Below are 23625 nucleotides of genomic sequence, written 5' to 3'. Positions count from 1 at the left end.
GCAGACACTGGTCGAACGCCTGGGAAAGCAGATTGCCGAGCAAGTTGCTCAACAGCCCCAGCTCACGATTCTGAAGTCGATGAAGGGCGTGGGGCCGGGGCTACAGGCGGTGCTGGCCAGCTATCTGCCTGAGCTGGGCCAGATCAGTGGCAAGGCCATCGCCAGCCTGGTTGGCGTGGCACCGATGTCCCACGACAGCGGGACGATACGCGGAAAACGAAGCATCCACGGCGGTCGAGCCGAGATCCGTCAGGTGCTTTACATGGCCAGCATGTCGGCGCTGCAGCACGAACCTCGATTACGAGACTTTTATCGGTCGCTGCGGGCCCGCGGCAAGGAGGGCAAAGTGGCGATCGTGGCGGTAATGCGGAAGATGCTGGTGATCCTCAACGCCCGCGTGCGCGACGCTCAAAGCGGTCTAATCCCCGCCTGAAGCACGCCCGGGCACATCTCCAAAGGCTGCCGGCCAGCGGCCGGCACTACCGCGCCCGTCTGCTGGAGGGGCCGAAGTCCCTCCAACAACACAGTTGCTACATGGACGTACTTGCGGCGGGTCCCGGAATGGCAAGCCCGTCGCGCCTAGCTCGAGAGCACATGGTGGCCGCTTTGGCTTTGGCTTTGGCTTTGGCTTTGGCTTCGGCTTCGGCTTCGGCGTTTGGCGCCTGGCGCTCGAGCAGAAGAATCAGCCCGACTTTCGCCGGAACAACAACCCGGATACCACCATCATCACGACCGGCGGCAACGCATACGCAATCCGATAATCGAACTTCAGCGCACCGGCCATGCGGCCGAAGAACAACTGCAGCAACCAGAAGCCCAGCGCGAACAGAATGCCCAGGAACAAGCGCTTGCCCATCCCACCGCTGCGCAGCGAACCGAACGCGAACGGCACCGCCGCCAGGCACAGCGCCAGCACATTGATCGGATAGAACCAGCGGCTCCAGTAAACATCCTCGTAATCGCGCGCATCCAGCCCATTGCGCTTGCGGTACTCGATGCTGGTGCGCAGATCCATCGCCGTCAGATTGCGCGGCTTGGAAATGCCGCTCGCCAGCGCCGCCGCGTCCAAGCGTGAATTCCACGGCTCGGACTCGACCGTCTGGCGGCTGGCGGAACGCTCACCGAACGTATCGCGGCGCACCTTGTTCAACACCCAGCCGTCGGCACCATGCTCGGCGGTGGTCGCATACGTCAACGAGGCCAGGCGGCCGTCCTCGGCGATCTTGTACAGACGCACATCGTGCAGGATCAGGCGCGTACCGCCGCCGGCCTGCAACTGCTCATCGCCGCTCTGGGCATTGAGGAAGGTGTCGCCTTCGCGCGCCCACACGCCCGAATAGCGGGCCGCACTGAGGCTGCTGCCCCACTTCGCACTGGCCTTGATCTCGTCCGCCTTGCTCTGACCCCACGGGCCCAGCGTTTCGCCGCTGAACACCATCACCGCGGTCATCAGCGACAGCGCGATCGCCACCGAGACGCTCAGGCGCTTGCGCGACAGGCCCAGCGCGCGCAGTGCGGTGAGCTCGGAGGTGGCGGCCAGCTGGCCCAGTCCCATCAGCGCGCCGATCACGGCGGCGGTCGGGAAGAAGGTATAGGCACGGCGCGGCACGGTGTAGAGCACCCAGGCGGCGGCGTGGCCGAGCGTATAGCTGCCCTTGCCGACGTCCTTGAACTCGCCGGAGAAGGCCATCACCACATCCAGGCCGACCAGCACGGCCCAGGTCAACAGGACGGTGCCGAACACGGCACGGCCCAGGTACAGATCGAACCGCATGGGGCGCAACACGTTCATGCGGTCCTCCGGGGGCGCGACAGTTTGCCGTCGCGGAAATACATCCACAGGGCGAGGCCCAGCAGCGGCAGGGTCAGCCACCACAGGCCCGCGATGCCGGGAATCTTGCCATCGGCGATCCAGCGGGTGCCGATGAACATCAGGTTCATGCCCACCATGTAGGCCAGGAAGGCCAGCATCATCCGGCCGTAGCGCTGCTGGCGCGGCGAACTGCGGGCCAGCGGCAGGGTCATCAGGGCGAAAGCCAGTGCGATCAGCGGCGGGGCGATGCGCGAGTGCAGCTGCGCCTGCGCCTCGGGGCGCTCATCGCCAAACAGCTGCGTGGTCCGCAGCAGCTCGGGGTCGTCGTCCTTGCGGGTCTCGGCGCCGTCGGGCATCGCCACGTCGTTGCGGGCGAAGGTCATCAGCTTGTAGTCCAGGGCGCCGTTGGCCGGGCCTTCGACCTGGTGGCCCTCATCCAGCTCCAGGTAGCGCTGCTTGGCGCCCTCGAAGTACATCCGGCCGTGATCGGCGGAGATCACCTCGATGCGGTCCTCCTTCTGGCGCTGCATGAAGACCTTGCCCAACTGGGTGCCGTCCGGGGAGACCGAGGACAGGTAGACCACGCCGCCATTGGGCAGCGGCGTGAATTTGCCCGCCTCCAGCCCGGCCATGACCACGCTGCGGTTGGCCTCGTCGATCATGGTCTCGCCGGTGCGGTCGGCCCAGGGGCCCAGCCACAGCGAGCACAGGGCGATCAGCCCCACCACCGGCACCACCAGCATCAGCAGCGGGCGCAGCAGGCGCCTGGGGCCGACGCCGATGGCGGTGATGACCGCCATTTCCGAGTCCCGGTACAGCCGGGCGGTCGCCAGCAGCAGGCCCAGCATCAGCGCCAGCGGCAGGATCAGCGGCATGTAGACGATGAACTGCAGGCCCAGCTGTGAGAACAGCAGGCGGGCAGGCAGGCGGCCGTCGGCGATGTTGCCGAGGATGTCCACCAGGACACCACCGACGCTCACCACCAGCAACACGATCAGGGTGGCCAGGAAACTCTGGACGAAATCACGCAGGAGATAGCGATCGAGCTTCGACATGGGGCGGTGGTTTAAACTCTCGGATTCGTTCGCGATGCTGCCCAGTCTACTGACGGGACGTAAACAGCTCGCGATTGTACGGATTTGCCAACGGAATCTGATCAATGGCCCTGGAATTCACCCTGAACCACGCAGCGCCGGCCTCGGCCGAGTGCGATTGCGTCATCGTCGGCGCCTATGCCGACCAGACCCTGAGCCCGGCAGCGCAGGCCCTGGACACCGCGTCCGGTGGCCGCCTGTCGGCCCTGATCGCCCGCGGCGACGTGGGCGGCAAGACCGGCAACACGACCCTGCTGCACGATCTGCCCGGCGTCACCGCCGCACGCGTGCTGGTGGTCGGGCTGGGCGAGCCGGCCAAATTCGGCGTGCCGCAGTACCTCAAGGCGGTCGGCGATGCCAGCCGCGCCCTGAAGAGCGGGGTCAACCGCCACGCGCTGTTCACCCTGACCGAGATCAAGGTCAAGGGCCGCGATGCCGCCTGGAACATCCGCCAGGCCATCATCACCGCCGACCACGCCGCCTACCGCTACAGCGCCACGCTGGGCAAGAAGAAGGCCGACGAGCCGGGGCTGACCACGCTGGCCATCGCCGGCACCGACACCCAGGCGCTGGCCCAGGGCCAGGCCATCGCCGCCGGCGTGCAGTACGCCCGCGAGCTGGGCAACCTGCCGCCGAACGTCTGCACCCCGGCCTACCTGGCCGAGTCCTCGGTCGCGTTCGCCCAGGCCCATGACGGCGCCGAGGCGGAGATCCTGGACGAGCAGCAGATGGAAGCGCTGGGCATGGGCTCGCTGCTGGCCGTGGCCCGTGGCTCGGCCAACCGCCCGCACCTGGTCGTGCTGAAGTGGAGCAATGGCGGCGACGCCAAGCCCTACGTGCTGGTCGGCAAGGGCATCACCTTCGATACCGGTGGCGTCAACCTGAAGACCCAGGGCGGCATCGAAGAGATGAAGTACGACATGTGCGGTGGCGCCAACGTCATCGGCACCTTCGTCGCGGCCGTGACGGCCAAGCTGCCGCTGAACCTGGTGGTGGTGGTGCCGGCGGTCGAGAACGCCATCGACGGCAACGCCTACCGCCCGTCGGACGTGATCACCTCGATGTCGGGCAAGACCATCGAAGTGGGCAACACCGACGCCGAAGGCCGCCTGATCCTGTGCGACGCGCTGACCTACGCGCAGCGCTTCGAGCCGGCCGCGCTGGTCGACGTGGCTACCCTGACCGGTGCCTGCCTGGTCGCGCTGGGCCACCAGACCGCCGGCTTGATGACCAAGCACGACGACCTGGCCAACGAGCTGCTGGCCGCCGGTGAGCACGTGTTCGACCGCGCCTGGCGCCTGCCGCTGTGGGACGAGTACCAGCCCATGCTGGATTCCAGCTTCGCCGACATCTACAACATCGGCGGCCGCTGGGCCGGTGCGATCACCGCGGGCTGCTTCCTGTCGCGCTTCGCCGAAGGCCAGCGCTGGGCCCATCTGGACATCGCCGGCGTGGCCAGCGACGAAGGCAAGCGCGGCATGGCCACCGGTCGCCCGGTCGGCCTGCTGAGCCAGTGGCTGCTGGACCAGGTCGCCCGCGCCTGATGCCCTGCCCGATCGCGGCCGCCTCCGGGTGGCCGCGATCCCGCCCGGCCTGGCGCCGGGTTCCCCCTCCGCTCCAGGCCCTGCCATGTCCCGTGCTGATTTCTACCTGATCGCCAAGCCCCGCTTCCTGACCGAGCCGTTGCGCCTGGTCTGCGAACTGGCCCGCAAGGCCAACGACGCCGGGCTGTTCACCCTCGTGCTGGCGCGCGACCAGGCCCAGGCCGAGGAGCTGGACGAGCTGCTGTGGGCGTTCGACAACGATGCCTACATCCCGCACCAGATCGCCGGCGAAGACATGGACGAGGAAGAAGCGCTGGTGCTGATCGCCGTTCCCGGCACCGAGGCCCCGGCCCGGCCGCTGGTGATCAACCTGCGCGACGCCCCCTACCTGGCCGCCTGCGACCGCGTGCTGGAAGTGGTCCCGGCCGATCCGGAAGCGCGCGAACCGCTGCGCGAGCGCTGGCGCCAGTACAAGGCGCTGGGCTTTGACCTGAACAAGTACGACATGTAACCCGCGCGGCGCCCGTCCGGTCGCCGCCGACCCCGGAGACCCTTGATGCGCCTGTTGATCGCCCTGATCTTTCCCTGGTTCGCCTTCTTCACCATCGGCCGCCCGATCGCAGGCATCCTCTGCCTGATCCTGCAGATCACGCTGATCGGCTGGCTGCCCGCCGCGATCTGGGCCGCCTACGCGGTCTCGCAGTTCCATACCGACCAGAAGATCCGCCGCGCCTTCGGGCGCTGAGCTTCCGGCACCCCCACCTTCCGTATTCGATCCTGGTTCCCGCATGACCCAACTCGCCTCCAGCTACGACCCGAAAACCTTTGAAACCGCGTTGTACGACGCGTGGGAGAAGGCCGGCCATTTCAAGCCGTCCGGCAAGGGCGAGCCGTACACCATCCTGCTGCCGCCGCCGAACGTGACCGGCACGCTGCACATGGGCCATGCCTTCCAGCAGACCCTGATGGATGCGCTGGTGCGCTACCACCGCATGCGCGGCTACGACACGTTGTGGCAGGTGGGTACCGACCACGCCGGCATCGCCACCGAGATGGTGGTGTCGCGCAACCTGGCCCTGGCCAACACCGGCGAGACCCGCGATTCGCTGGGCCGCGACGGCTTCATCGAGAAGGTGTGGGAGTGGAAGGCGCAGTCCGGTGACACCATCGAGCGCCAGATGCGCCGCCTGGGCACCTCCAGCGACTGGTCGCGCAGCACCTTCACCATGGACCCGCAGCCGTCCGAAGCGGTGGTCGAGGCCTTCGTGCGCTGGCACGAGCAGGGCCTGATCTACCGTGGCCAGCGCCTGGTCAACTGGGATCCGGTGCTGAAGACCGCCATCTCCGATCTGGAAGTGGAGAGCGTGGAGGAAGACGGCTTCCTGTGGTCGATCAGCTACCCGCTGGCCGACGGCAGCGGCACCCTGACCGTGGCGACCACCCGCCCGGAAACCATGCTGGGCGACACCGCGGTGATGGTCCACCCGGAGGATGAGCGTTACGCGCACCTGATCGGCAAAATGGTCAAGCTGCCGCTGACCGACCGCGAGATCCCGGTGATCGCCGATGATTACGTCGACCGCGAGTTCGGTACCGGCGTGGTCAAGGTCACCCCCGCGCACGATTTCAACGATTACCAGGTCGGCCTGCGCCATGACCTGCCGATGATCAACCTGTTCACCCCGGACGCGGCGATCAACGACAACGCGCCGGAGAAGTACCGCGGGCTGGACCGTTACGAAGCGCGCAAGGTGATCCTGGCCGAGCTGGAAGACCTCGGCATCCTGGTCGAGACCAAGGCGCACAAGCTGCAGGTGCCGCGCGGTGATCGTACCCAGCAGGTGATCGAGCCGTACCTCACCGACCAGTGGTTCGTGAAGATGGACGTGCTGGCCAAGCGCGGCCTGGAGCTGGTCGAGAACGGCAGCATCCAGTTCGTCCCGGCCAACTGGATCAACACCTACCGCCACTGGATGGAGAACATCCAGGACTGGTGCATCAGCCGCCAGCTGTGGTGGGGCCACCGTATCCCGGCGTGGTTCGACGAGGCGGGCAACTGCTATGTCGGCCGCGACGAAGCCGAGGCACGCGCGAAGAACACCCTTGCCGCCGATGTCGCCCTGCACCAGGACAGCGACGTGCTGGAGACCTGGTTCTCCTCGCAGCTGTGGCCGTTCTCCACGCTGGGCTGGCCGAACGAGCAGGCGATGGACGCGCGCGGTTTCGAGCGCTACCTGCCGTCGTCGGTGCTGATCACCGGGTTCGACATCATCTTCTTCTGGGTGGCCCGCATGATCATGGCCACCGACAGCTTCACCGGGAAGATTCCGTTCAAGGACGTCTACATCACCGGCCTGATCCGCGATGCGCAGGGCCAGAAGATGTCCAAGTCCAAGGGCAACGTGCTGGATCCACTGGACATCATCGACGGCATCTCCATCGAAGACCTGGTCGCCAAGCGCACCACCGGCCTGATGAAGCCCAAGGACGCGCCGAAGATCGAGAAGGCGACGCGCCGCGAATTCCCCGAGGGCATCATCGCCCACGGTGCCGATGCGCTGCGCTTCACCATCGCCGCGCTGGCCACCCACGGCCGCGACATCAAGTTCGACATGAACCGCGCCGAAGGCTACAAGAACTTCTGCAACAAGCTGTGGAACGCCAGCCGCTTCACCCTGATGAACACCGAGGGCAGCAGCTTCACCGGCGTGCCGCAGCCGCGCACCGATGCCGAGCGCTGGATTCTCGCGCGCCTGGCCGCGGTCTCGGCTGAAGCGCAGACGCATTACGCCAACTACCGCTTCGATCTGCTGGCGCAGTGCCTGTACGAATTCGCCTGGAACGAGTTCTGCGACTGGTTCCTGGAACTGACCAAGCCGGCCCTCAACGGCGCCGATGTCGACGATGCCAACAGCACCCGCCACACCCTGCTGTACGTGCTGGAAGCGCTGCTGCGCCTGCTGCACCCGCTGACCCCGTTCGTCACCGAGCAGCTGTGGCGGCAGGTCGCCCCGCGCCTGGGCATCACTGACGACACCATTTCGCTGCGGCCGTACCCGACCGCCGAGGAGTTCGCCGGTGATTTCGCCCGCGCCGAAGCCGATGTGGAATGGCTGAAGTCGATGGTCAACGCCCTGCGCCGCGTGCGCAGCGAGTTGAACGTGCCGCCGTCCAAGCTGGTGCCGCTGCTGCTGCAGGGTGGCAACGACGACGATCGTGCGCGCATGACCCGTTTCACCTCCTCGCTGTCGTTCCTGCTCAAGCTGGAGCGCATCGAGTGGCTGGCCAACGGCAGCGACACGCCGCCGGCCGCCGCTGCGATCGTGGGCGATCTCACCTTGCTGGTGCCGCTGGAGGGCCTGGTCGATCTGGGCGCCGAACGCGCGCGCCTGGACAAGGAAATCGCCCGGGTGGAATCGGAAAAGGACAAGAGCGAAACCAAGCTGTCCAAGTTCACCGACAAGGTGCCGGCGGCGGTGGTCGAACAGGAGCGCGTGCGCCTGGTCGAGTGGACCGCCCAGCTGGCGGGTCTGCGTTCGCAGCGCGCGAAGCTGTAAGCGCATGCGCGGCCGACCTGTCGGTCGGCCGCCTTTCAAAATGCCTGCCCATCTGCGGCATGATGCGGGTTCGTCCACGGATTGAATGACCGCCGACACGATGTCGCTGTCCCTCTTCTGCATCGTGCTGTTCGCCGCCCTGCTGCATGCCAGCTGGAACGCGATCGTCAAACGCGGCACCGACACGCTGCTGACCACCATCCTGGTCACCGGTTCGGCGGCGGTGATCGCCGCGATCGGCCTGCCCTTCCTGCCCGCGCCTGCGGCGCAGAGCTGGCCATGGCTGGCTGCCTCGACCCTGCTCCAGGTCGGGTATTACGTGCTGGTGGCACGCACCTACCAGCTCACCGACATGAGCGCGTCGTACCCGCTGATGCGCGGCTGCGCGCCGATCCTGGTCGCCCTGGTCAGCACGCTGTTCCTCGGCGAGCGCCTGGCGTGGATCGCATGGGCCGGCATCGCACTGATCTGCCTGGGCATCCTGTGCATGACGCGCGGCCTCCCGCGGCAGCACGCGTGGTTGCCACTGCTCAATGCCGGGGTCATCGCCACCTATACGCTGGTCGATGCCTGGGGCGCGCGCCATTCGGGCGCGGCGGTGAGTTACACCCTGTGGCTGTTCCTGCTCTCCGGGCTGCCCCTGCCCCTGTGGGCGCTGTGCACCCGCGCCGGCGCGCTGCGTGACTATGCGCGCCGCAACTGGGGCTACGGCCTCGTGGGCGGGTTCGGGACATTGATCTCCTACGGCCTGGCACTGTGGGCCATGACCGTCGCGCCGGTTGCGATGATCTCCGCGCTGCGCGAAACCTCGATCCTGTTCGGCATCCTGATCTCGGCCTGGATCCTGCACGAACGGGTCACCCGCCAGCGCTGGATCGCCGCCGGCCTGATCGTGCTCGGCGCAGTGGTGCTGCGGATCACGTAGAGCCACCCCATGGGTGGCTGCGCCTGTCTCCGACAACCACACCCCGTACGGGCCGGATCGAACAGCAGCCACCCATGGGGTGGCTCTACATCGGGCCGTCAGAGCGGCGGCATCACCTGGATGTCGTCGTCGACCAGCTCGATCGCCATCACCAGCGCATCCTCGCGCCCCTCGCGGGCGGGGTAATAACGCGGCCGGCGGCCGATCTCGTTGAACCCCTCGCTGTGGTACAGCGCCACCGCCGAGGTATTGGACGGCCGCACTTCCAGGAACACGCGGTGCGCGCCGTGGTCGCGCGCCAGTTTCACCAGCGCGCGCAACAGATGACGGCCATGACCCCGCGACTGGCACAGCGGATCCACGCAGATGTTGAGGATATGCGCTTCATCGGCGGCGATGCTGAGCAGGCCATAGCCCATCAGCAGGCCATCTTCTTCCATCGCCAGGCCCGGATAGCCGGCACGCAGGCAATCCTGGAAGATGCCGCGGGTCCACGGGTACGGGTAACCACGTACCTCGATGGCCATCACCGCATTGAGGTCGCTTTCGCGCAGCGCGCGCAGCGACAACGGCCGCGGCGAGCTCACCGCGCTCACGGGCGGCCCCGCTTGCGCAGCGCGCGCAGCTGCGGCCACAACGCACGCTTGGCGGCGGCATTGCTGCGCAGTTCGTCCAGGTTCCAGCTGGCCATCAGGGCCTGGGTGTCCGGCTCGGCCGGGTTGCAGCCGGAGGCGCGCAACAGGGCGATCTGCAGGCGATCGGGCATCCGCACCGCGGCGCGGCGGCCGCCACCTGCGCGCGCCGGAGCGGCCGCCGACGCACTGGCCGGTGCGTGTTCCTCCACCGTGCGTGGGGCGTTGCGCCGTGCCGGTGGGGGCGCGTCCGCCGGCGGCGCCGGGCGCGGGGAACGCACCGGCGCCGGCGGCTCGGCAAGCGGGGCCGCACGCAACTCGATCTCCGGCACAACCAGGGCTTCCGGCTCGACGCTGCCGTCGACGAACACCGTATAGCCCATCGCCTGCAGCCAGGACTGCTGCGCCGGCGACCACAATGGCGGCAGCGCCTGCCCGCTCACGCGTTCGGCTCGACCGTCTTGCGGGTGCGCTGCCACACCCAGTAACACGGGCCGGACAAGGCATACACCACGCCTACCGCGAACAGCACGCGCGGCATATCGATGACCATGATCGCGATGGCGATCGGTACCAGGGCCAGCGCCAGGAACGGCACACGATCCGCGCGCGGTCCCTTTTCGCCACTGCCCTTGAAGCTCCAGAAGCGGATCCGGCTCACCATCAGCAGGGCCGACACCAGGGTCACGCCGAGGGCGACATAGCGCAGCTGGTTGCCGTCCCAGCCGAGGTTGCCATCGGCGAAGGCCCAGACGAAGGACATCATCAGGCCCGCGGCGGCCGGGCTGGCCAGGCCGATGAACCAGCGCTTGTCGACCACGGTGACCTGGGTGTTGAAGCGGGCCAGGCGCAGCGCGGCGCAGGCGGCGTACAGGAAGGCGACCGCCCAGCCGACACGGCCGAGGACCGGGTCGTCGAACTTCAGCCACGACAGCGACCAGTGGTACATCACCAGGGCCGGGGCCATGCCGAAGCTGACCAGGTCGGCCAGCGAGTCGTACTGCACGCCGAATTCGCTGCTGGTGCCGGTCAGCCGGGCCACGCGGCCGTCCAGGCCGTCCATGACCGCGGCGACGAACACCGCGATGGCCGCATTGACGAAATCGCCGTTGGCCGCGGCGATGATCGCGTAGAAGCCGGCGAACAGGCCTGCGGTGGTGAACAGGTTGGGCAGCAGGTAAATGCTGCGCGAGCGCGGCGGGGGTTTCAGTTGATCCATGGGGCCAGTTTAGCTTGCCAGCACCGGCCCGGGGTGCTGCAATCGCGGCTCTGTCCCGTTCCCGGAGTTGCCATGCGTGCCCTGTCCCGTCTGAGCGCCCTGCTGCTGCTCGCCAGCGCCACGGCCAGCGCCGGCAACGTCTATAAGTGGAAAGACGCCAACGGCGTCACCCAGTATTCGGAGAAGCCGCCTACGGGGCAGAAATACGAGGCCCGCCAGGTCGAGAACCGGGACCCGGTCCCACGCACGGCGGCGGCCGCCCCGGCCGAGAACAAAGCCTGCACCGACGCCCGCGGCAACCTTGCCCTGCTCGACGGGCCGGGCAAAGTCATGCAGGACACCGATGGCGACGGCAAGGCCGATACCACGCTGACCGACGCGCAGCGCAGCGCCCAGAAGACCCTGGCCAAGACCGCCATCCAGGCCTACTGCACGCCCAAGGCCTGAGCCGCCGGCCCCGCCGGGCGGGGCCAAAACCACCGGCAACCCCCATCGTGGCGGCCGGACTGGCAGAATATCGGCTTCTGCCGTTCAGCGAAGCCGACGATGCGCCTCTCCCAGTTCCACCTGCACACCACCAAGGAAACCCCCAGCGACGCGGAGCTGACCAGCCACCGCTTGATGCTGCGCGCGGGCATGATCCGCAAGCTGGCCTCGGGGCTGTACACCTGGTCGCCGCTGGGCCTGCGCGTGCTGCGCAAGGTCGAGCGCATCGTGCGTGAGGAAATGGAGCGTGCCGGTGCGGTGGAATTCCAGATTCCGACCATCCAGCCCAAGGAACTGTGGGAAGCCACCGGCCGCTGGGAAAAGTTCGGGCCGCAGCTGCTGAAGATCAAGGATCGCAAGGAGCAGGTGTTCTGCTACAGCCCGACCGCCGAAGAGGCCGCCGCCGATTTCGCGCGCCAGGAGCTGTCCAGCTACAAGCAGCTGCCGGTCAATTTCTTCCAGATCCAGACCAAGTTCCGCGATGAGATCCGCCCGCGTTTCGGCGTGATGCGCTCGCGCGAATTCCTGATGAAGGATGCATATTCCTTCCACCTGCATGATGAATGCCTGGTGCGCGAATACGAAAACATGAAGGCGGCCTACAGCCGCATCTTCACCCGTCTGGGCCTGGACTTCCGCATGGTGCAGGCCGACTCGGGCGCGATCGGCGGCGATGCCTCGCAGGAATTCCACGTGATCGCCGAGTCGGGCGAAGACGCGCTGGTGTTTTCCACCGGCTCGGACTATGCGGCCAACATGGAAGCGGCCATCGCCGCCACGCCCGGCGAGCGTCCGGCCGCCAGCGAAACGCTGCGCAAGGTCGAGACGCCCACGCAGAAGACCTGCGAAGCCGTGGCCGCCCTGCTCGGGCTGGGCCTGGAACGCACGGTCAAATCGATCGCGATCATGAGCGAGGCCGGTTTCGTGCTGGCGCTGGTGCGCGGCGATCACGACGTCAATGAAATCAAACTCGGCAAGGTCGAAGGCCTGCAGGGCTACCGCATGGCCAGCGAGGCGGAAATCGCCACGCACCTGGGCAGCCAGCCCGGCTTCCTCGGCCCGCTCAACCCGGCCCAGCCGATCCGCATCGTGGCCGACCGCGAGGTCGCCGCACTGGCCGATTTCGTCGTCGGCGCCAACGAAGCCGGTTTCCACATCGCCGGCGTCAACTGGGGCCGTGACCTGCCCGAACCGGAAGTGGCGGACATCCGCAACGCCAAGGCCGGCGATCGTGCCGCCGATGGCGGTGAACTGAAGGTCGCGCGCGGCATCGAAGTCGGCCACGTGTTCCAGCTCGGCCGCCAGTATGCGCAGGCGTTGAATGCGACCGTGCTCGATGAGAACGGCAAGGCCGCGGTATTGGCGATGGGCTGCTACGGCATCGGCATTTCGCGCATCGTCGCTGCGGCGATCGAACAGAATCACGACGACGCCGGCATTATCTGGCCGGACGCGATGGCGCCGTGGCAGGTCGTGGTCTGCATGATCAACCCCAAGCAGGATGAGACCGTGTCGGCCACCGCCGCCGAGCTGCTGACGCAGCTGCAGGCCGCCGGCCTGGACGTGGCGCTGGATGACCGTGGCCTGCGCCCGGGCGCGATGTTCGCCGACATGGAACTGATCGGCGTGCCGCACCGGATCGTGGTCTCCGAACGCGGCGTCGCCGCCGGCACCTTCGAGTACCGCGCGCGCAGCGCGGCCGAAGCGGAGGTCCTCGACAAGGACGCGCTGCTGGCGAAATTGACGAAGTAATGACAAAAGGCCGGGTGAGTAACCCGGCCTTTTTCAATGGCGTACCCGGTTTCAATATCTCCGGTTTGTTTGTGTATTGCGCAAAAGAGAATGTATGCTGTTTCCGATGCCAAGGACCGGCTCACCCTGTCCTTAATATATTGCGGAGTAGTAGATGAGCATTGACCTGAGCGGCCTGTCCGCCAAAGAGCTGGGCGCGCTGATCAAGAACGCCAAGAAGCAGCAGACCATCGTCGCCAAGCGTCCGGCGATCAGCAAGGTCCGCGCACAGCTGACCAAGCTGGCCAAGGCCCAGGGCTATTCGGTGGAAGAACTGTTCGGCGGCGCCGCACCGGCCGCACGTGGCCGCACCGCGGGCAAGGCCACCAAGGCCCCGGCCAAGGCCGTGCGCAAGCTCGGCAAGGTTGCCCCGAAGTACCGCAATCCGGCCAACCCGAAGGAAACCTGGACCGGCCGTGGCAAGCAGCCGCGTTGGCTGGCCGCGCATACCGCCAAGGGCAAGAAGGTCGAAGAGTTCCTGATCAAGAAGTAAGCCGGTCAGTCACTGCTGCAGATGGAAACGCCGGCCTCGCGCCGGCGTTTTCGTTTCCGCCGGCCGGGCGTGCGCCGACCGGGACGGTCAGAGATTCTTGCGCGCCGGAATCAGCAGATTGCCGAACAGCAGGCCGGCCACCAGCGCCATCACCACATTGAGCACCGTCATCAGCACGGTCTGGCCGGCGCTCATGTCCTGCTGCTGGACCAGCGTCAGCACACCGCGCAGGCTGGTGCTGCCGGGCACCAGCATGATGATTCCGGGAAGCCGGATGATCGCGCCCGGGCGCTGTGCCAGCCGACCGAACAGATTGCCGGCGGCGGTCAGCAGCATCGCCGACATGAAAATGCCGGCCGGGATGCCCCAGGCCTGGCCCGCGAATTTGGAGATCGCATAGCCGGCGACCGCCGCGGCCATCACCCATGGGAAATCACGACGGTTGGCCTTGAACAACATCGCGAAGGCGAACGCGGCCAGCAGCAGCGCGCCCCATTCGACCCAGTCGGCCTGCGGCCGCGAGGCGCGGACCAGCGGTTCCAGCCCGACGATGCCCGACAGCGTCACCGCGATCACCGCGCCCACCGTCAGTTTCAGGATCGTGGTCACCGCACCGGCAAACCGCGCCGTGCCCGAAACCCAGTGCTGGCTGGCCAGCTCGTTGACCGCATTGGTCAGCGACATCCCGGGCAGCAGCACCACCAGCGAGGCGATGATCACCGTATTGAGATTGAGCGCCCCGATGAAGGAGGCCACCAGCGTCGCCACCGAGCCGGCCAGCAGCGCCGCCAATGCCTCATTGGCTTCGCGCGTGGCCGGGCGGCGATCGGTGTACATGCCCATGACGCCGATCAGCAGGCCGATCACCCCCGCGGTGGCGATATCCAGCCACGGCAGTTTCCACAGGCCGGCCACCCCCGCCGCGCCCAGGCTGTAGGAGAGAATGGTGCGGATCTTGCCCCAGCGGCCCGGATCCTTGTCCAGCTGGCGCAGCGCGGTATGGCCCTGCGCGATGCTCATGGTGCCGTTCGCGACCGCGTCGGTGATCTGGTCGGCGATGCTGAGTTTGTGCAGGTCGTTCTCGCCCGGTGCCAGCCGGATCACGCGGGTGATGTCGGAGGAACCGATCGCCTTGGTCGGATCGCTGAAACTCAGGATCAGCCCGGTCGGGTTCGACCACGGCTCGCAATCCAGGTCCAGGCGCTGCGCTAGCGCGACCACGGCCGCCTCCAGCCGCTGCGCGGTGGTGCCATAGCTGTGCAGGCGCCCGGCCATTTCCGAAACGAATGCCACGCGCTGTGCGTAGGTGGCCGGTGGTGCAACGATGGTGGGGGCGTCGGCAGACATGCGCCGTAGTATTACCCGAACACGCCCCGGCCTGAAGAATCCCGGTGTCATCGTGCCGCGGTGTGCAGGCCGGGGCCTTGCCGACCGACGCGTTCAGCCCGGTCGGCGCATACGCGAGCCATGCACCCGGACAGGTTATGCTGCGCGCAGGACGCCTACATGACCTCAGACCAAGCCCCCCATCTCGAGCAGGATGCCCAGGAACCCGGCCTGATCCGGTTGTCTGGCCATTGGACATTGCGCACCGCGCTGGACGCGGCCGAAGTGCTGCGCGGCCTTCCGGAAAAAGTGACCGGTCTGGATGCCAGCGGGATCACCCTGCTCGACTCGGCCGGCGTACTGCAGCTGCTGCGTGTCGCGCACCGCGCCGACCTGGGCGAAGACGCGGTGACGTTCCGCGAGGAGCATCGCGCGCTGGTCTCGACCATCGAGGAAGTCGCCGACGACCGGCCCAAGGCCAAGCGCGACTTCGGCGTGCTGGCCGCATTGGAGCGGCTCGGTGTCAGCGTGCACGGCATGGGCCACAACATCGTGGCGCTGGCCAGTTTCCTCGGCGAGAACCTGGTCAAGGGCGGGCGCCTGATCAAGGAGCCGCGCCGCTTCCGCCTGACCGCCACGGTCGCCCAGATGGAACAGGTCGGCCTGGATGCGGTACCGCTGGTGGCGCTGCTGTCGTATCTGGTGGGTGCGGTGATCGCGTTCCTCGGCTCGACGATCCTGCGCGACTTCGGCGCGGAGATCTACGTGGTCGAGCTGGTCAGCATAGCCTTCCTGCGCGAGTTCGCGGTGCTGTTGACCGCGATCGTGCTGGCCGGCCGTACCGCCAGTGCGTTCACCGCGCAGATCGGTGCGATGAAGGCCCGCGAAGAAATCGACGCAATGAAGACGCTGGGCCTGGACCCGGTCGACCTGCTGGTATTGCCGCGTTTGATCGCGCTGCTGATCACCCTGCCGCTGCTGACCTTCATCGCGATGATCGCCGGCCTGGCCGGTGGCATCACCGTGGGCGCGTTCGATCTGGATATCCCGCCGCAGATGTACATCGCGCGGATGCACGACACCATGGAAGTGCGCAACATGCTGGTCGGCCTGTCCAAGGCGCCGGTGTTCGCGCTGGTGATCGGCCTGATCGGCTGCCTGGAAGGCCTCAAGGTCGAAGGCACCGCGCAGTCGGTCGGCGAGCGCACGACCTCCAGCGTGGTGCAGGCGATTTCGCTGGTGATCATCCTCGACGCGTTCGCCGCGCTCTGGTTCATGAAGATGGGCTGGTAACCGATGAACACCGATACCGCCCCGGCCCCTGACCGCGACGCCGCTACCGACGACGGCGAACTGCTGATCCGCGTGCGTGGGCTGACCAACCGTTTCGGCACGCAGGTCGTGCACGACGGACTGGACCTGGACGTGCGCCGCGGCGAGATCCTCGGCGTGGTCGGCGGCTCGGGCACCGGCAAGTCGGTGCTGATGCGCAGCATCCTCGGCCTGCGCACGCCGGACGATGGTCAGATCGAGGTGCTCGGCGTCGACGCCCGCTCCAGCGATCCGGCCAACCGGCTGCATATCGAACGCAACACCGGCGTGCTGTTCCAGGATGGCGCGCTGTTCTCCTCGCTGACCGTGGGCGAGAACGTGCAGGTGCCGCTGAAGGAACATCACGGCGAACTGCCCGAGCGCTGGCATTACGAGCTGGCCCTGCTCAAGGTGAAGCTGGCCGGCCTGCCCGCCGATGCGATCAACAAGCTGCCCTCGCAGCTGTCCGGCGGCATGCGCAAGCGCGCCGGCCTGGCCCGCGCGCTGGCGCTGGACCCGCCGCTGCTGTTCCTGGACGAGCCCACGGCCGGGCTGGACCCGATCGGCGCGGCCGCGTTCGACCGCCTCATCAAGACCCTGCAGGAAGCGCTGGGCCTCACTGTCTTCCTGATCACACACGATCTGGACACCCTGTATGCGATCTGTGACCGGGTGGCGGTGCTGGCCGACAAGAAGGTCATCGCCAACGCCCCGCTGCACGAGATCGAACAACTGGACCACCCGTGGATCCAGGAGTACTTCCACGGACCGCGCGCGCGTGCTGCGCGCGATGCAAAGCACGAGAGCGAGTAAGCCATGGAAACCAAAGCCAATTATGTCCTGATCGGCGCCTTCACCCTGATAGTGGGCCTGGCGCTGCTGGCCTTCGGGCTGTGGGCCGCCAAGTACTCCTCCGACCGCACCTGGACGGAATACCGCGTGGTGTTCCGAGAGGCCGTCACCGGCCTGTCGGTCGGCAGCCCGGTGCAGTACAACGGCATCGCGGTCGGCTCGATCACCGAGTTGAACCTGGTCCCGGACGATCCGCGCCAGGTGGTCGCGCGGATCCGGCTGAACTCCAATACGCCGGTCAAGACCGACACCCGCGCCAAGCTGGCGATCACCAGCCTGACCGGCCCGTCGATCATCCAGCTCAGTGGCGGCACGCCGCAGTCCGCCGCGCTGACCGCGGTCAACAAGGATCCGGCCCCGATCATCCCGACCACGCCGTCAGCGCTGCAGAACATCACCGACGTGGCCAACCGCATCGTCGAGCGCATGGACCAGGTGCTCAGCGACCGCAACGTGGCCAGCATCAATGCGACCCTGGCCAACCTGGAAACCATCAGCGGCGGCCTGGCCGACCGTGACCAGGGCACCCAGGCGCTGCTGCTCAGCGCGCGCGACGCCGCCCGCAGCCTGGATGTCACCCTCAAGAGCACCAACGGCACCATCCAGCGCCTGGACAAGAACCTCGTGCAGCAGCTGCCGCCGATCCTGGACAAGCTGGAGACCACGCTGAGCAAGCTGGATTCGGCCGCCGGCAATGCCGACTCGATCCTTGGCGAGAACCGCGCCGCGATCAACAGCTTCGCCAACGATGGCCTGGCCCAGCTCGGCCCGACCCTGACCGAGCTGCGCGGCCTGATCCGCGACCTGCGCCGGGTCAGCGACCGCCTGGACAACAACCCGGCACGTTACCTGCTCGGCCGCGACGCACCCAAGGAGTTCGAACCCAAATGAGCCGCCCGACCTTCTTCCGGCCCCTGCTGCCGATCGCCCTGATCGCCGCGCTTGGCGGCTGTTCGCTGCTGGGCAGCAACGAGCGCAGCGCGGTGACGATCTATTCGCCCGTGGTCCGCATCCAGGCCGACCCGGGCTGGCCGACCGTCGATTGGCAGCTGGTGCTGGTCAAGCCCAGCGCCGCGCGCGTGGTCGACAGCCCGCGCATCAACGTGCGCCCGACTCCCTCCGAACTGGAGGTCTACAAGGGCGTGAGCTGGGCACAGCCGGCCACGGACATGCTCGACGACGCGCTGGTGCGTGGCTTCGAGGATTCCGGCCGCATCAACGGCGTGGCCCGGGTCACCACCGGCATCCGCGCAGACTACAAGCTGGCCATGGACGTGCGCCGCTTCGAAGCCGATTACCGTGGCCAGGCCACGCCGACCGCGCTGATCGAAGTCAACGCGAAACTGATCCACGTGATCGACCAGCGCGTCGTCGCTGATCGTACGTTCCGCCAGGAAAACCCGGTCGGCAGCACCGACGTCGCCCAGGTCACCGCCGCGCTGGAACAGGGGCTGCAGACGCTGACCACGAACGTGGTGGGCTGGACGCTGGTGACCGGCGAGCAGGATCACGCCCGCAGCGCGGTCACCCCTGCCCGGGTGCGGTAATCCAGCGGAACGTGAGATTCAGGCGCTCGGCCAGCGGTCGCGCGCTCTTCGGCAGGGAATGCTGGTAATGGCGCTGGGTCTGCCCGCCCATCACCAGCAGATCGCCGTGGTCGAGCAGTACCTCGGCCTTCTTCGCATGGTCGTCCCGACGGCGCAGCAGGAACCGCCGCGGCGCGCCCAGGCTCAGTGACGCGATTACCGGCGCCGGCCCCAGTTCGGGTTCGTTGTCGCTGTGCCAGCCCATGCCGTCATCGCCATCGCGGTAGCGGTTCAGCAGCACGCTGTTGAACGCATGGCCACAGCAGGCCGCCAGCTGATCGCGCAGCGGCAGCAGCGCCGGATGCCAGGGCTGCGGCACGAACTCGGTGCCGGAATAGCGGTAACGCGCGGCCGGGTCGCCCATCCAGCAGCTCAGGCGCGGGGAATCGACCTGGCGGCCGAACATGCGGATCCTGTGCACCTCCCACGGGACGTCGTCGCGGAGGGTGCGCTGGAGGGTGTCCGCAGCGTCGCGGGGCAGCCAGTGGCGGTGCCAACGTACTTCAGCGTCGCGCAGGTGCAGGTCCATGGAATCCTCGGCAGCCGCGTGGTGCCCGTCCGACGGACACCACGGTGGCACCAGCGATCAGGCCTGGCCGAACGCCACGCCGGTTTTTTCCTTCAGCTCATCGATGCCCACGCCCGGGGCCGCCTCGACCAGCACCAGCCCCTTGTCGGTGACATCGAACACGGCCAGCTCGGTGATGATCCGATCGACCACGCCCACGCCGGTCAGCGGCAGCGTGCACTCGGGCAGGATCTTGTGCTCGCCGCTCTTGGCGGTGTGCTCCATCAGCACCACCACGCGCTGCACGCCGGCGACCAGGTCCATCGCCCCGCCCATGCCCTTGACCATCTTGCCCGGCACCATCCAGTTCGCGAGGTCGCCCTTGTCGGTGACCTGCATCGCGCCGAGGATGGCCAGGTTGATGTGGCCGCCGCGGATCATCGCGAAGCTGTCGTGGCTGCCGAAGTAGCTGGCGCCCGCGCGTGCGGTCACCGTCTGCTTGCCGGCATTGATCAGGTCGGCATCCACTTCGGCCTCGGTCGGGAACGGGCCGATGCCGAGCAGGCCATTCTCGGACTGCAGCCACACATCCACGCCGTCGGGAATGTGGTTGGCGACCAGGGTCGGCAGGCCGATGCCCAGGTTCACGTAGGCGCCGTCGGTCAGTTCGCGCGCGGCGCGCTGTGCCATTTCATCGCGGGTCCAGGCCATCTCAGTTCGCCTCCTGGCGCACGGTACGCTGTTCGATACGCTTCTCGGGGTGCGGGTTGTGCACGATGCGGTGCACGTAGATGCCCGGCAGGTGGACCTGGTCCGGATCGATGCTACCCACCGGCACCACCTCTTCCACTTCCACGATGCACACCTTGCCGGCCATCGCGCAGGCCGGGTTGAAGTTGCGCGCGGTCTTGCGGAACACCAGGTTGCCGGCCTCGTCGGCCTTCCACGCCTTGACCAGCGCGACGTCGGCGCGCAGCGCGGTCTCCATCACGTAGTGCTTGCCATCGAATTCGCGGGTTTCCTTGCCTTCGGCCACCACCGTGCCGTAGCCGGTCGCGGTGAAGAAGGCCGGGATGCCCGCACCACCGGCACGCAGGCGCTCGGCCAGGGTGCCCTGCGGGTTGAACTCCAGTTCCAGCTCGCCGGCCAGGTACTGGCGTTCGAATTCCTTGTTCTCGCCCACGTAGGACGAGATCATTTTCCGGATCTGCCGGGTCGCCAGCAGCTGGCCGAGGCCAAAGCCATCCACGCCCGCATTGTTGGAGATCACGGTCAGATCCTTGGCGCCGGTATCGCGCAGCGCGGCGATCAGGGCCTCGGGAATACCGCACAGGCCGAACCCGCCAACCGCCAGGGTCTGGCCATCGGCGATGGCACCTTGCAGCGCCTCGGCCGCACTGGCGTACTGCTTGCCACGTCGCCCGGCGTTGTCTGGGGACTTGCTCATCTACGCCCTCACCTCGTTGATGGAAGCAGGCATTGTAGCCATTGCACGGGGGTTTCCCCGGTTTGAGGCAGACGGTTCAGGCCGGGATCCGGCTGAAAACGATTCCCATACACGGCAGCGGCTAGACTACTGCGCTGACTGTCAGAAGGACTGAATAGATGACGCTCCCCGCATTCAAGGCGTACGACATCCGCGGCCGGGTTCCGGATGAACTGAACGAAGATCTGGCCCGCCGTATCGGCGTGGCACTCGCCGCGCAGCTGTCGCCCGGCACGGTGGTGGTCGGCCACGATGTCCGCCTGACCAGCGGTGCCCTCCAGGACGCCCTGGCCGCCGGCCTGCGCGGCGCCGGCCGTGAAGTGCTCGATATCGGCCTGTGCGGGACCGAGGAAGTCTATTTCCAGGTGGATCACCTGAAGGCCGCCGGTGGCGTGATGGTCACCGCCAGCCATAATCCGATGGATTACAACGGCATGAAGCTGGTCAAGGAGCAGGCGCGTCCGATCAGCTCCGATACCGGCCTGTTCGCGATCTCCGATGCGGTCGAAGCCGACCAGGCACCCGCCGCCGCGCCGACCGCCGGCCTGCAGTCGCATCCGGACAAGAGCGCCTACATCGCGCATCTGCTGAGCTACATCGAACCGAAGGCACTGAAGCCGCTGAAGCTGGTGGTCAATGCCGGCAACGGCGGCGCCGGCACGATCGTCGACCTGCTCGCCCCGCACCTGCCGCTGGAGTTCATCCGCATCTGCCACGAGCCCGATGGCAGCTTCCCGAACGGCATCCCCAATCCGCTGCTGCCGGAGAACCGCGAGCTCACCGCGCAGGCCGTGCGCGAGCATGGCGCGGACTTCGGCATCGCCTGGGATGGCGATTTCGACCGCTGCTTCTTCTTCGACCACAACGGCCGCTTCATCGAGGGCTATTACCTGGTCGGCCTGCTCGCCCAGGCTATCCTGGCCCGCCAGCCCGGCGGCAAGATCGTGCACGACCCGCGCCTGACCTGGAACACGGTGGAAATGGTCGAGGACGCCGGTGGCCTGCCGGTGCTGTGCAAGAGCGGCCACGCCTTCATCAAGGAAAAGATGCGCTCGGAAAATGCCGTCTACGGCGGCGAGATGAGTGCGCACCATTATTTCCGCGAGTTCGCCTACGCCGATTCCGGGATGATCCCGTGGCTGCTGATCGCTGCGCTGGTGTCCGAATCCGGCCGCTCGCTGGCCGATCTGGTCGAAGCCCGCATGCAGAAGTTCCCGTGCAGTGGCGAGATCAACTTCAAGGTCGCCGATGCCAAGCGTTCCGTCGCCCGCGTAATGGAGCACTACGCCGCGCAGGCGCCCGCGCTGGACCACACCGATGGCATCAGTGCTGATTTCGGCGACTGGCGCTTCAACCTGCGCAGCTCCAACACCGAGCCGCTGCTGCGCCTGAATGTTGAAACCCGTGGTGACGCCGCGCTGCTGCGCGCGCGCACCGACGAAATTTCCCAATTGCTCAAGGACGCCTGAGGCGAGACCCCACCATGCAGAACCTTCTTCCCGTCATCCTTTCCGGTGGCTCCGGCACCCGCCTGTGGCCGCTGTCGCGCGAGTCCTACCCCAAGCAGTTCCTGGCCCTGGCCGGCGAACAGACCATGCTGCAGGCGACCTGGCAGCGTGTGGCAGCGATCGCCGGCCGCGCACCGCTGATCGTCGCCAACGAGGAGCACCGCTTCGTCGCCGCCGAGCAGCTGCAGCAGCTCGGCGTGGAGCCGCAGGCGATCCTGTTGGAGCCGGTCGGCCGCAACACCGCCCCGGCGATCGCGGTGGCCGCGCTGGAAGCGACCCGGGATGGGGATGACGCGCTGCTGCTGGTGCTGCCCTCGGACCATGTGATCGCCTACGAGGACGCATTCCGCGCCGCGGTGCTGCGGGCGGTTCCGGCCGCAGAGTCGGGCAAGCTGGTGACCTTCGGCATCGTGCCGACGGGCCCGGAAACCGGCTACGGCTACATCAAGGCAGCCTCCGGCGGTGACGTCCGTGCCGTGGATCGTTTCGTCGAGAAGCCGGATGCGGACACCGCGAGCGCCTACGTGCAGTCGGGCGAGTATTTCTGGAACAGCGGCATGTTCCTGTTCAAGGCGTCCCGTTTCCTGGCCGAGCTGGAGAAGTTCAATCCCGCCATGCTCGCCGGCAGCCGCACCGCCTGGCAGCAGGCGCGCCGCGACAGCGATTTCACCCGCCTGGACAAGGACGCCTTCGCCGCCGTGCCATCGGACTCGATCGATTACGCGGTGATGGAAAAAACCGCCGACGCCGTGGTCGTGCCGCTGGATGCCGGCTGGAACGACGTGGGCTCGTGGACGGCACTGCGTGATGTATCCGAACAGGATGGGGACGGCAACGCGCACCACGGCGACGTGATCGCAATCGATTGCCGCAACACCTTCGCCTACGGCGAGCGCCTGATCGCGCTGGTCGGCCTGGACGATGTGATCGTGGTCGAAACCGATGATGCGGTGATGGTCGGCAAGAGCGACCGCATGCAGGAGATCAAGCAGGTCGTCGCGCGGATCAAGGCCGAGGGCCGACCCGAAGCGACGTGGCACCGCAAGGTGTACCGGCCGTGGGGCGCCTACGACTCGATCGACAACGGTGCCCGCTTCCAGGTCAAGCGCATCACGGTCAAGCCGGGCGCGACGCTGAGCCTGCAGATGCACCACCACCGCGCCGAGCACTGGATCGTGGTCAGCGGTACCGCTGAAGTGACCCGCGGCGAAGAAGTGCTGCTGCTCACCGAGAACCAGAGCACCTACATCCCGCTGGGCGTGACCCATCGGTTGAAAAACCCGGGCAAGCTGCCGCTGGAGCTGATCGAAGTGCAGTCCGGCAGCTATCTGGGCGAGGACGATATCGTGCGGTTCGAGGACACGTACGGTCGTACCTGAGCACGCGGACGAACCATGAAAAACCCGGCCAAGGCCGGGTTTTTTGTTGCCGGTAGAGCCACGCCATGCGTGGCTGCCCTGCCTGGAATCCTGACACCGCGCCAGCCACGCATGG

23 protein-coding genes and 1 pseudogene are annotated in these 23625 nt (G+C 67.2%); 15 read left to right on the top strand and 9 right to left on the bottom strand.

Going from position 1 to position 23625, the window contains the following annotated elements; all coding sequences use genetic code 11:
• Positions 1–433 (top strand): transposase (locus tag HH110_RS18975; RefSeq protein WP_176991058.1); only part of this gene is annotated, 433 nt, incomplete at its 5' end.
• A gap of 249 nt (positions 434–682) precedes the next feature.
• Here HH110_RS18975 and lptG read toward each other — a convergent pair.
• Positions 683–1792 carry an LPS export ABC transporter permease LptG gene (gene lptG / locus HH110_RS18970; RefSeq protein WP_241696639.1) on the bottom strand — a complete coding sequence of 370 codons (1110 nt, stop codon included), beginning with the start codon at positions 1790–1792 and terminating at the stop codon, positions 683–685.
• A complete protein-coding gene (gene lptF / locus HH110_RS18965; RefSeq protein ID WP_176991057.1) occupies positions 1789–2868 on the bottom strand; it encodes an LPS export ABC transporter permease LptF in 1080 nt (359 codons plus the stop codon). Before lptF ends, lptG begins: the two co-directional genes overlap by 4 nt.
• A gap of 104 nt (positions 2869–2972) precedes the next feature.
• Between lptF and HH110_RS18960 the strand changes: the two genes are divergently transcribed.
• The 5 genes from HH110_RS18960 to HH110_RS18940 all read left to right on the top strand — a co-directional run bounded on the left by HH110_RS18960 (position 2973) and on the right by HH110_RS18940 (position 8933).
• Positions 2973–4451, top strand: coding sequence for a leucyl aminopeptidase (locus HH110_RS18960; protein WP_176991056.1), 1479 nt, complete (start codon positions 2973–2975; stop codon positions 4449–4451).
• 85 nt (positions 4452–4536) lie between these two features.
• Positions 4537–4962 (top strand): DNA polymerase III subunit chi, encoded by a 426-nt coding sequence (locus HH110_RS18955; protein WP_176991055.1) that lies wholly within the window; start codon positions 4537–4539, stop codon positions 4960–4962.
• Positions 4963–5007: 45 nt separating this feature from the next.
• Positions 5008–5196, top strand: a complete 189-nt coding sequence (locus HH110_RS18950) for a YqaE/Pmp3 family membrane protein (protein WP_121042605.1) — start codon at positions 5008–5010, stop codon at positions 5194–5196.
• 43 nt (positions 5197–5239) lie between these two features.
• Positions 5240–8008, top strand: coding sequence for a valine--tRNA ligase (locus HH110_RS18945; RefSeq protein WP_176991054.1), 2769 nt, complete (start codon positions 5240–5242; stop codon positions 8006–8008).
• A gap of 100 nt (positions 8009–8108) precedes the next feature.
• Positions 8109–8933: a DMT family transporter gene (locus tag HH110_RS18940; protein ID WP_176991053.1), complete on the top strand. Its 825-nt coding sequence runs from the start codon at positions 8109–8111 to the stop codon at positions 8931–8933.
• Between the two features lie 98 nt (positions 8934–9031).
• Here the strand turns inward: HH110_RS18940 and rimI are convergent, their stop codons facing one another.
• From rimI to pssA, 3 genes are read right to left on the bottom strand one after another with little or no spacing between them, the layout of a single operon-like run.
• Positions 9032–9529 (bottom strand): ribosomal protein S18-alanine N-acetyltransferase, encoded by a 498-nt coding sequence (gene rimI, locus HH110_RS18935; protein WP_176991052.1) that lies wholly within the window; start codon positions 9527–9529, stop codon positions 9032–9034.
• Positions 9526–10008 (bottom strand): hypothetical protein, encoded by a 483-nt coding sequence (locus tag HH110_RS18930; protein WP_176991051.1) that lies wholly within the window; start codon positions 10006–10008, stop codon positions 9526–9528. Before HH110_RS18930 ends, rimI begins: the two co-directional genes overlap by 4 nt.
• Positions 10005–10784, bottom strand: a complete 780-nt coding sequence (gene pssA, locus HH110_RS18925) for a CDP-diacylglycerol--serine O-phosphatidyltransferase (protein WP_176991050.1) — start codon at positions 10782–10784, stop codon at positions 10005–10007. The genes HH110_RS18930 and pssA overlap by 4 nt, the downstream gene beginning before the upstream one ends.
• 72 nt (positions 10785–10856) lie before the next feature.
• Between pssA and HH110_RS18920 the strand changes: the two genes are divergently transcribed.
• The 3 genes and pseudogenes from HH110_RS18920 to HH110_RS18910 all read left to right on the top strand — a co-directional run.
• Complete coding sequence (locus tag HH110_RS18920) at positions 10857–11231, top strand: DUF4124 domain-containing protein (RefSeq protein WP_176991049.1); 375 nt, start codon at positions 10857–10859, stop codon at positions 11229–11231.
• A 99-nt stretch (positions 11232–11330) separates the two neighbouring features.
• Positions 11331–13022 carry a proline--tRNA ligase gene (locus tag HH110_RS18915; RefSeq protein WP_176991048.1) on the top strand — a complete coding sequence of 564 codons (1692 nt, stop codon included), beginning with the start codon at positions 11331–11333 and terminating at the stop codon, positions 13020–13022.
• A 154-nt stretch (positions 13023–13176) separates the two neighbouring features.
• Positions 13177–13551, top strand: a pseudogene (locus HH110_RS18910) (H-NS family nucleoid-associated regulatory protein); the annotation flags it as partial.
• Between the two features lie 90 nt (positions 13552–13641).
• Here HH110_RS18910 and HH110_RS18905 read toward each other — a convergent pair.
• Positions 13642–14901: a threonine/serine exporter ThrE family protein gene (locus tag HH110_RS18905; protein ID WP_088432072.1), complete on the bottom strand. Its 1260-nt coding sequence runs from the start codon at positions 14899–14901 to the stop codon at positions 13642–13644.
• 159 nt (positions 14902–15060) lie between these two features.
• Between HH110_RS18905 and HH110_RS18900 the strand changes: the two genes are divergently transcribed.
• Genes HH110_RS18900 through HH110_RS18885 form a run of 4 tightly spaced genes read left to right on the top strand, consistent with a single transcriptional unit; the run spans position 15061 to position 18590 of the window.
• A complete protein-coding gene (locus HH110_RS18900; protein WP_176991046.1) occupies positions 15061–16173 on the top strand; it encodes an ABC transporter permease in 1113 nt (370 codons plus the stop codon).
• A 3-nt stretch (positions 16174–16176) separates the two neighbouring features.
• A complete protein-coding gene (locus tag HH110_RS18895; RefSeq protein WP_176991045.1) occupies positions 16177–17004 on the top strand; it encodes an ABC transporter ATP-binding protein in 828 nt (275 codons plus the stop codon).
• A 3-nt stretch (positions 17005–17007) separates the two neighbouring features.
• Entirely contained in the window at positions 17008–17934 is a 927-nt protein-coding gene (locus HH110_RS18890; protein WP_176991044.1) for an MlaD family protein, read from the top strand.
• Entirely contained in the window at positions 17931–18590 is a 660-nt protein-coding gene (locus HH110_RS18885) for an ABC-type transport auxiliary lipoprotein family protein (protein ID WP_176991043.1), read from the top strand. Before HH110_RS18890 ends, HH110_RS18885 begins: the two co-directional genes overlap by 4 nt.
• Here the strand turns inward: HH110_RS18885 and HH110_RS18880 are convergent.
• From HH110_RS18880 to HH110_RS18870, 3 genes are read right to left on the bottom strand one after another with little or no spacing between them, the layout of a single operon-like run.
• Positions 18568–19158: an alpha-ketoglutarate-dependent dioxygenase AlkB gene (locus tag HH110_RS18880; protein ID WP_176991042.1), complete on the bottom strand. Its 591-nt coding sequence runs from the start codon at positions 19156–19158 to the stop codon at positions 18568–18570. The genes HH110_RS18885 and HH110_RS18880 overlap by 23 nt on opposite strands.
• Before the next feature lie 57 nt (positions 19159–19215).
• Positions 19216–19848, bottom strand: a complete 633-nt coding sequence (locus HH110_RS18875) for a CoA transferase subunit B (protein WP_152152450.1) — start codon at positions 19846–19848, stop codon at positions 19216–19218.
• Between the two features lies 1 nt (position 19849).
• A complete protein-coding gene (locus HH110_RS18870) occupies positions 19850–20584 on the bottom strand; it encodes a CoA transferase subunit A (protein WP_176991041.1) in 735 nt (244 codons plus the stop codon).
• Positions 20585–20742: 158 nt separating this feature from the next.
• Here HH110_RS18870 and HH110_RS18865 point away from each other — a divergent pair, with 158 nt between their 5' ends.
• Positions 20743–22092 carry a phosphomannomutase gene (locus HH110_RS18865; protein WP_176991040.1) on the top strand — a complete coding sequence of 450 codons (1350 nt, stop codon included), beginning with the start codon at positions 20743–20745 and terminating at the stop codon, positions 22090–22092.
• Positions 22093–22106: 14 nt separating this feature from the next.
• Positions 22107–23510, top strand: a complete 1404-nt coding sequence (locus HH110_RS18860) for a mannose-1-phosphate guanylyltransferase/mannose-6-phosphate isomerase (RefSeq protein WP_176991039.1) — start codon at positions 22107–22109, stop codon at positions 23508–23510.
• Positions 23511–23625: the final 115 nt, after the last annotated feature.

The organism is Stenotrophomonas sp. SAM-B, assembly GCF_013387485.1.
Classification (GTDB): Bacteria; Pseudomonadota; Gammaproteobacteria; order Xanthomonadales; family Xanthomonadaceae; genus Stenotrophomonas; species Stenotrophomonas maltophilia_AA.
Note: the sequence above shows the minus strand (reverse complement) of the source record. Positions and strands in the feature narration are given on the sequence as shown.

Bases quoted from the DNA above. Each gene is read 5' to 3' on its own strand.
- lptG (WP_241696639.1), bottom strand. From the start codon at position 1,792: ATGAACGTGTTGCGCCCCATGCGGTTCGATCTGTACCTGGGCCGTGCC.
- lptF (WP_176991057.1), bottom strand. From the start codon at position 2,868: ATGTCGAAGCTCGATCGCTATCTCCTGCGTGATTTCGTCCAGAGTTTC.
- HH110_RS18960 (WP_176991056.1), top strand. From the start codon at position 2,973: ATGGCCCTGGAATTCACCCTGAACCACGCAGCGCCGGCCTCGGCCGAG.
- HH110_RS18955 (WP_176991055.1), top strand. From the start codon at position 4,537: ATGTCCCGTGCTGATTTCTACCTGATCGCCAAGCCCCGCTTCCTGACC.
- HH110_RS18950 (WP_121042605.1), top strand. From the start codon at position 5,008: ATGCGCCTGTTGATCGCCCTGATCTTTCCCTGGTTCGCCTTCTTCACC.
- HH110_RS18945 (WP_176991054.1), top strand. From the start codon at position 5,240: ATGACCCAACTCGCCTCCAGCTACGACCCGAAAACCTTTGAAACCGCG.
- HH110_RS18940 (WP_176991053.1), top strand. From the start codon at position 8,109: ATGTCGCTGTCCCTCTTCTGCATCGTGCTGTTCGCCGCCCTGCTGCAT.
- pssA (WP_176991050.1), bottom strand. From the start codon at position 10,784: ATGGATCAACTGAAACCCCCGCCGCGCTCGCGCAGCATTTACCTGCTG.
- HH110_RS18920 (WP_176991049.1), top strand. From the start codon at position 10,857: ATGCGTGCCCTGTCCCGTCTGAGCGCCCTGCTGCTGCTCGCCAGCGCC.
- HH110_RS18915 (WP_176991048.1), top strand. From the start codon at position 11,331: ATGCGCCTCTCCCAGTTCCACCTGCACACCACCAAGGAAACCCCCAGC.
- HH110_RS18905 (WP_088432072.1), bottom strand. From the start codon at position 14,901: ATGTCTGCCGACGCCCCCACCATCGTTGCACCACCGGCCACCTACGCA.
- HH110_RS18900 (WP_176991046.1), top strand. From the start codon at position 15,061: ATGACCTCAGACCAAGCCCCCCATCTCGAGCAGGATGCCCAGGAACCC.
- HH110_RS18895 (WP_176991045.1), top strand. From the start codon at position 16,177: ATGAACACCGATACCGCCCCGGCCCCTGACCGCGACGCCGCTACCGAC.
- HH110_RS18890 (WP_176991044.1), top strand. From the start codon at position 17,008: ATGGAAACCAAAGCCAATTATGTCCTGATCGGCGCCTTCACCCTGATA.
- HH110_RS18885 (WP_176991043.1), top strand. From the start codon at position 17,931: ATGAGCCGCCCGACCTTCTTCCGGCCCCTGCTGCCGATCGCCCTGATC.
- HH110_RS18880 (WP_176991042.1), bottom strand. From the start codon at position 19,158: ATGGACCTGCACCTGCGCGACGCTGAAGTACGTTGGCACCGCCACTGG.
- HH110_RS18875 (WP_152152450.1), bottom strand. From the start codon at position 19,848: ATGGCCTGGACCCGCGATGAAATGGCACAGCGCGCCGCGCGCGAACTG.
- HH110_RS18870 (WP_176991041.1), bottom strand. From the start codon at position 20,584: ATGAGCAAGTCCCCAGACAACGCCGGGCGACGTGGCAAGCAGTACGCC.
- HH110_RS18865 (WP_176991040.1), top strand. From the start codon at position 20,743: ATGACGCTCCCCGCATTCAAGGCGTACGACATCCGCGGCCGGGTTCCG.
- HH110_RS18860 (WP_176991039.1), top strand. From the start codon at position 22,107: ATGCAGAACCTTCTTCCCGTCATCCTTTCCGGTGGCTCCGGCACCCGC.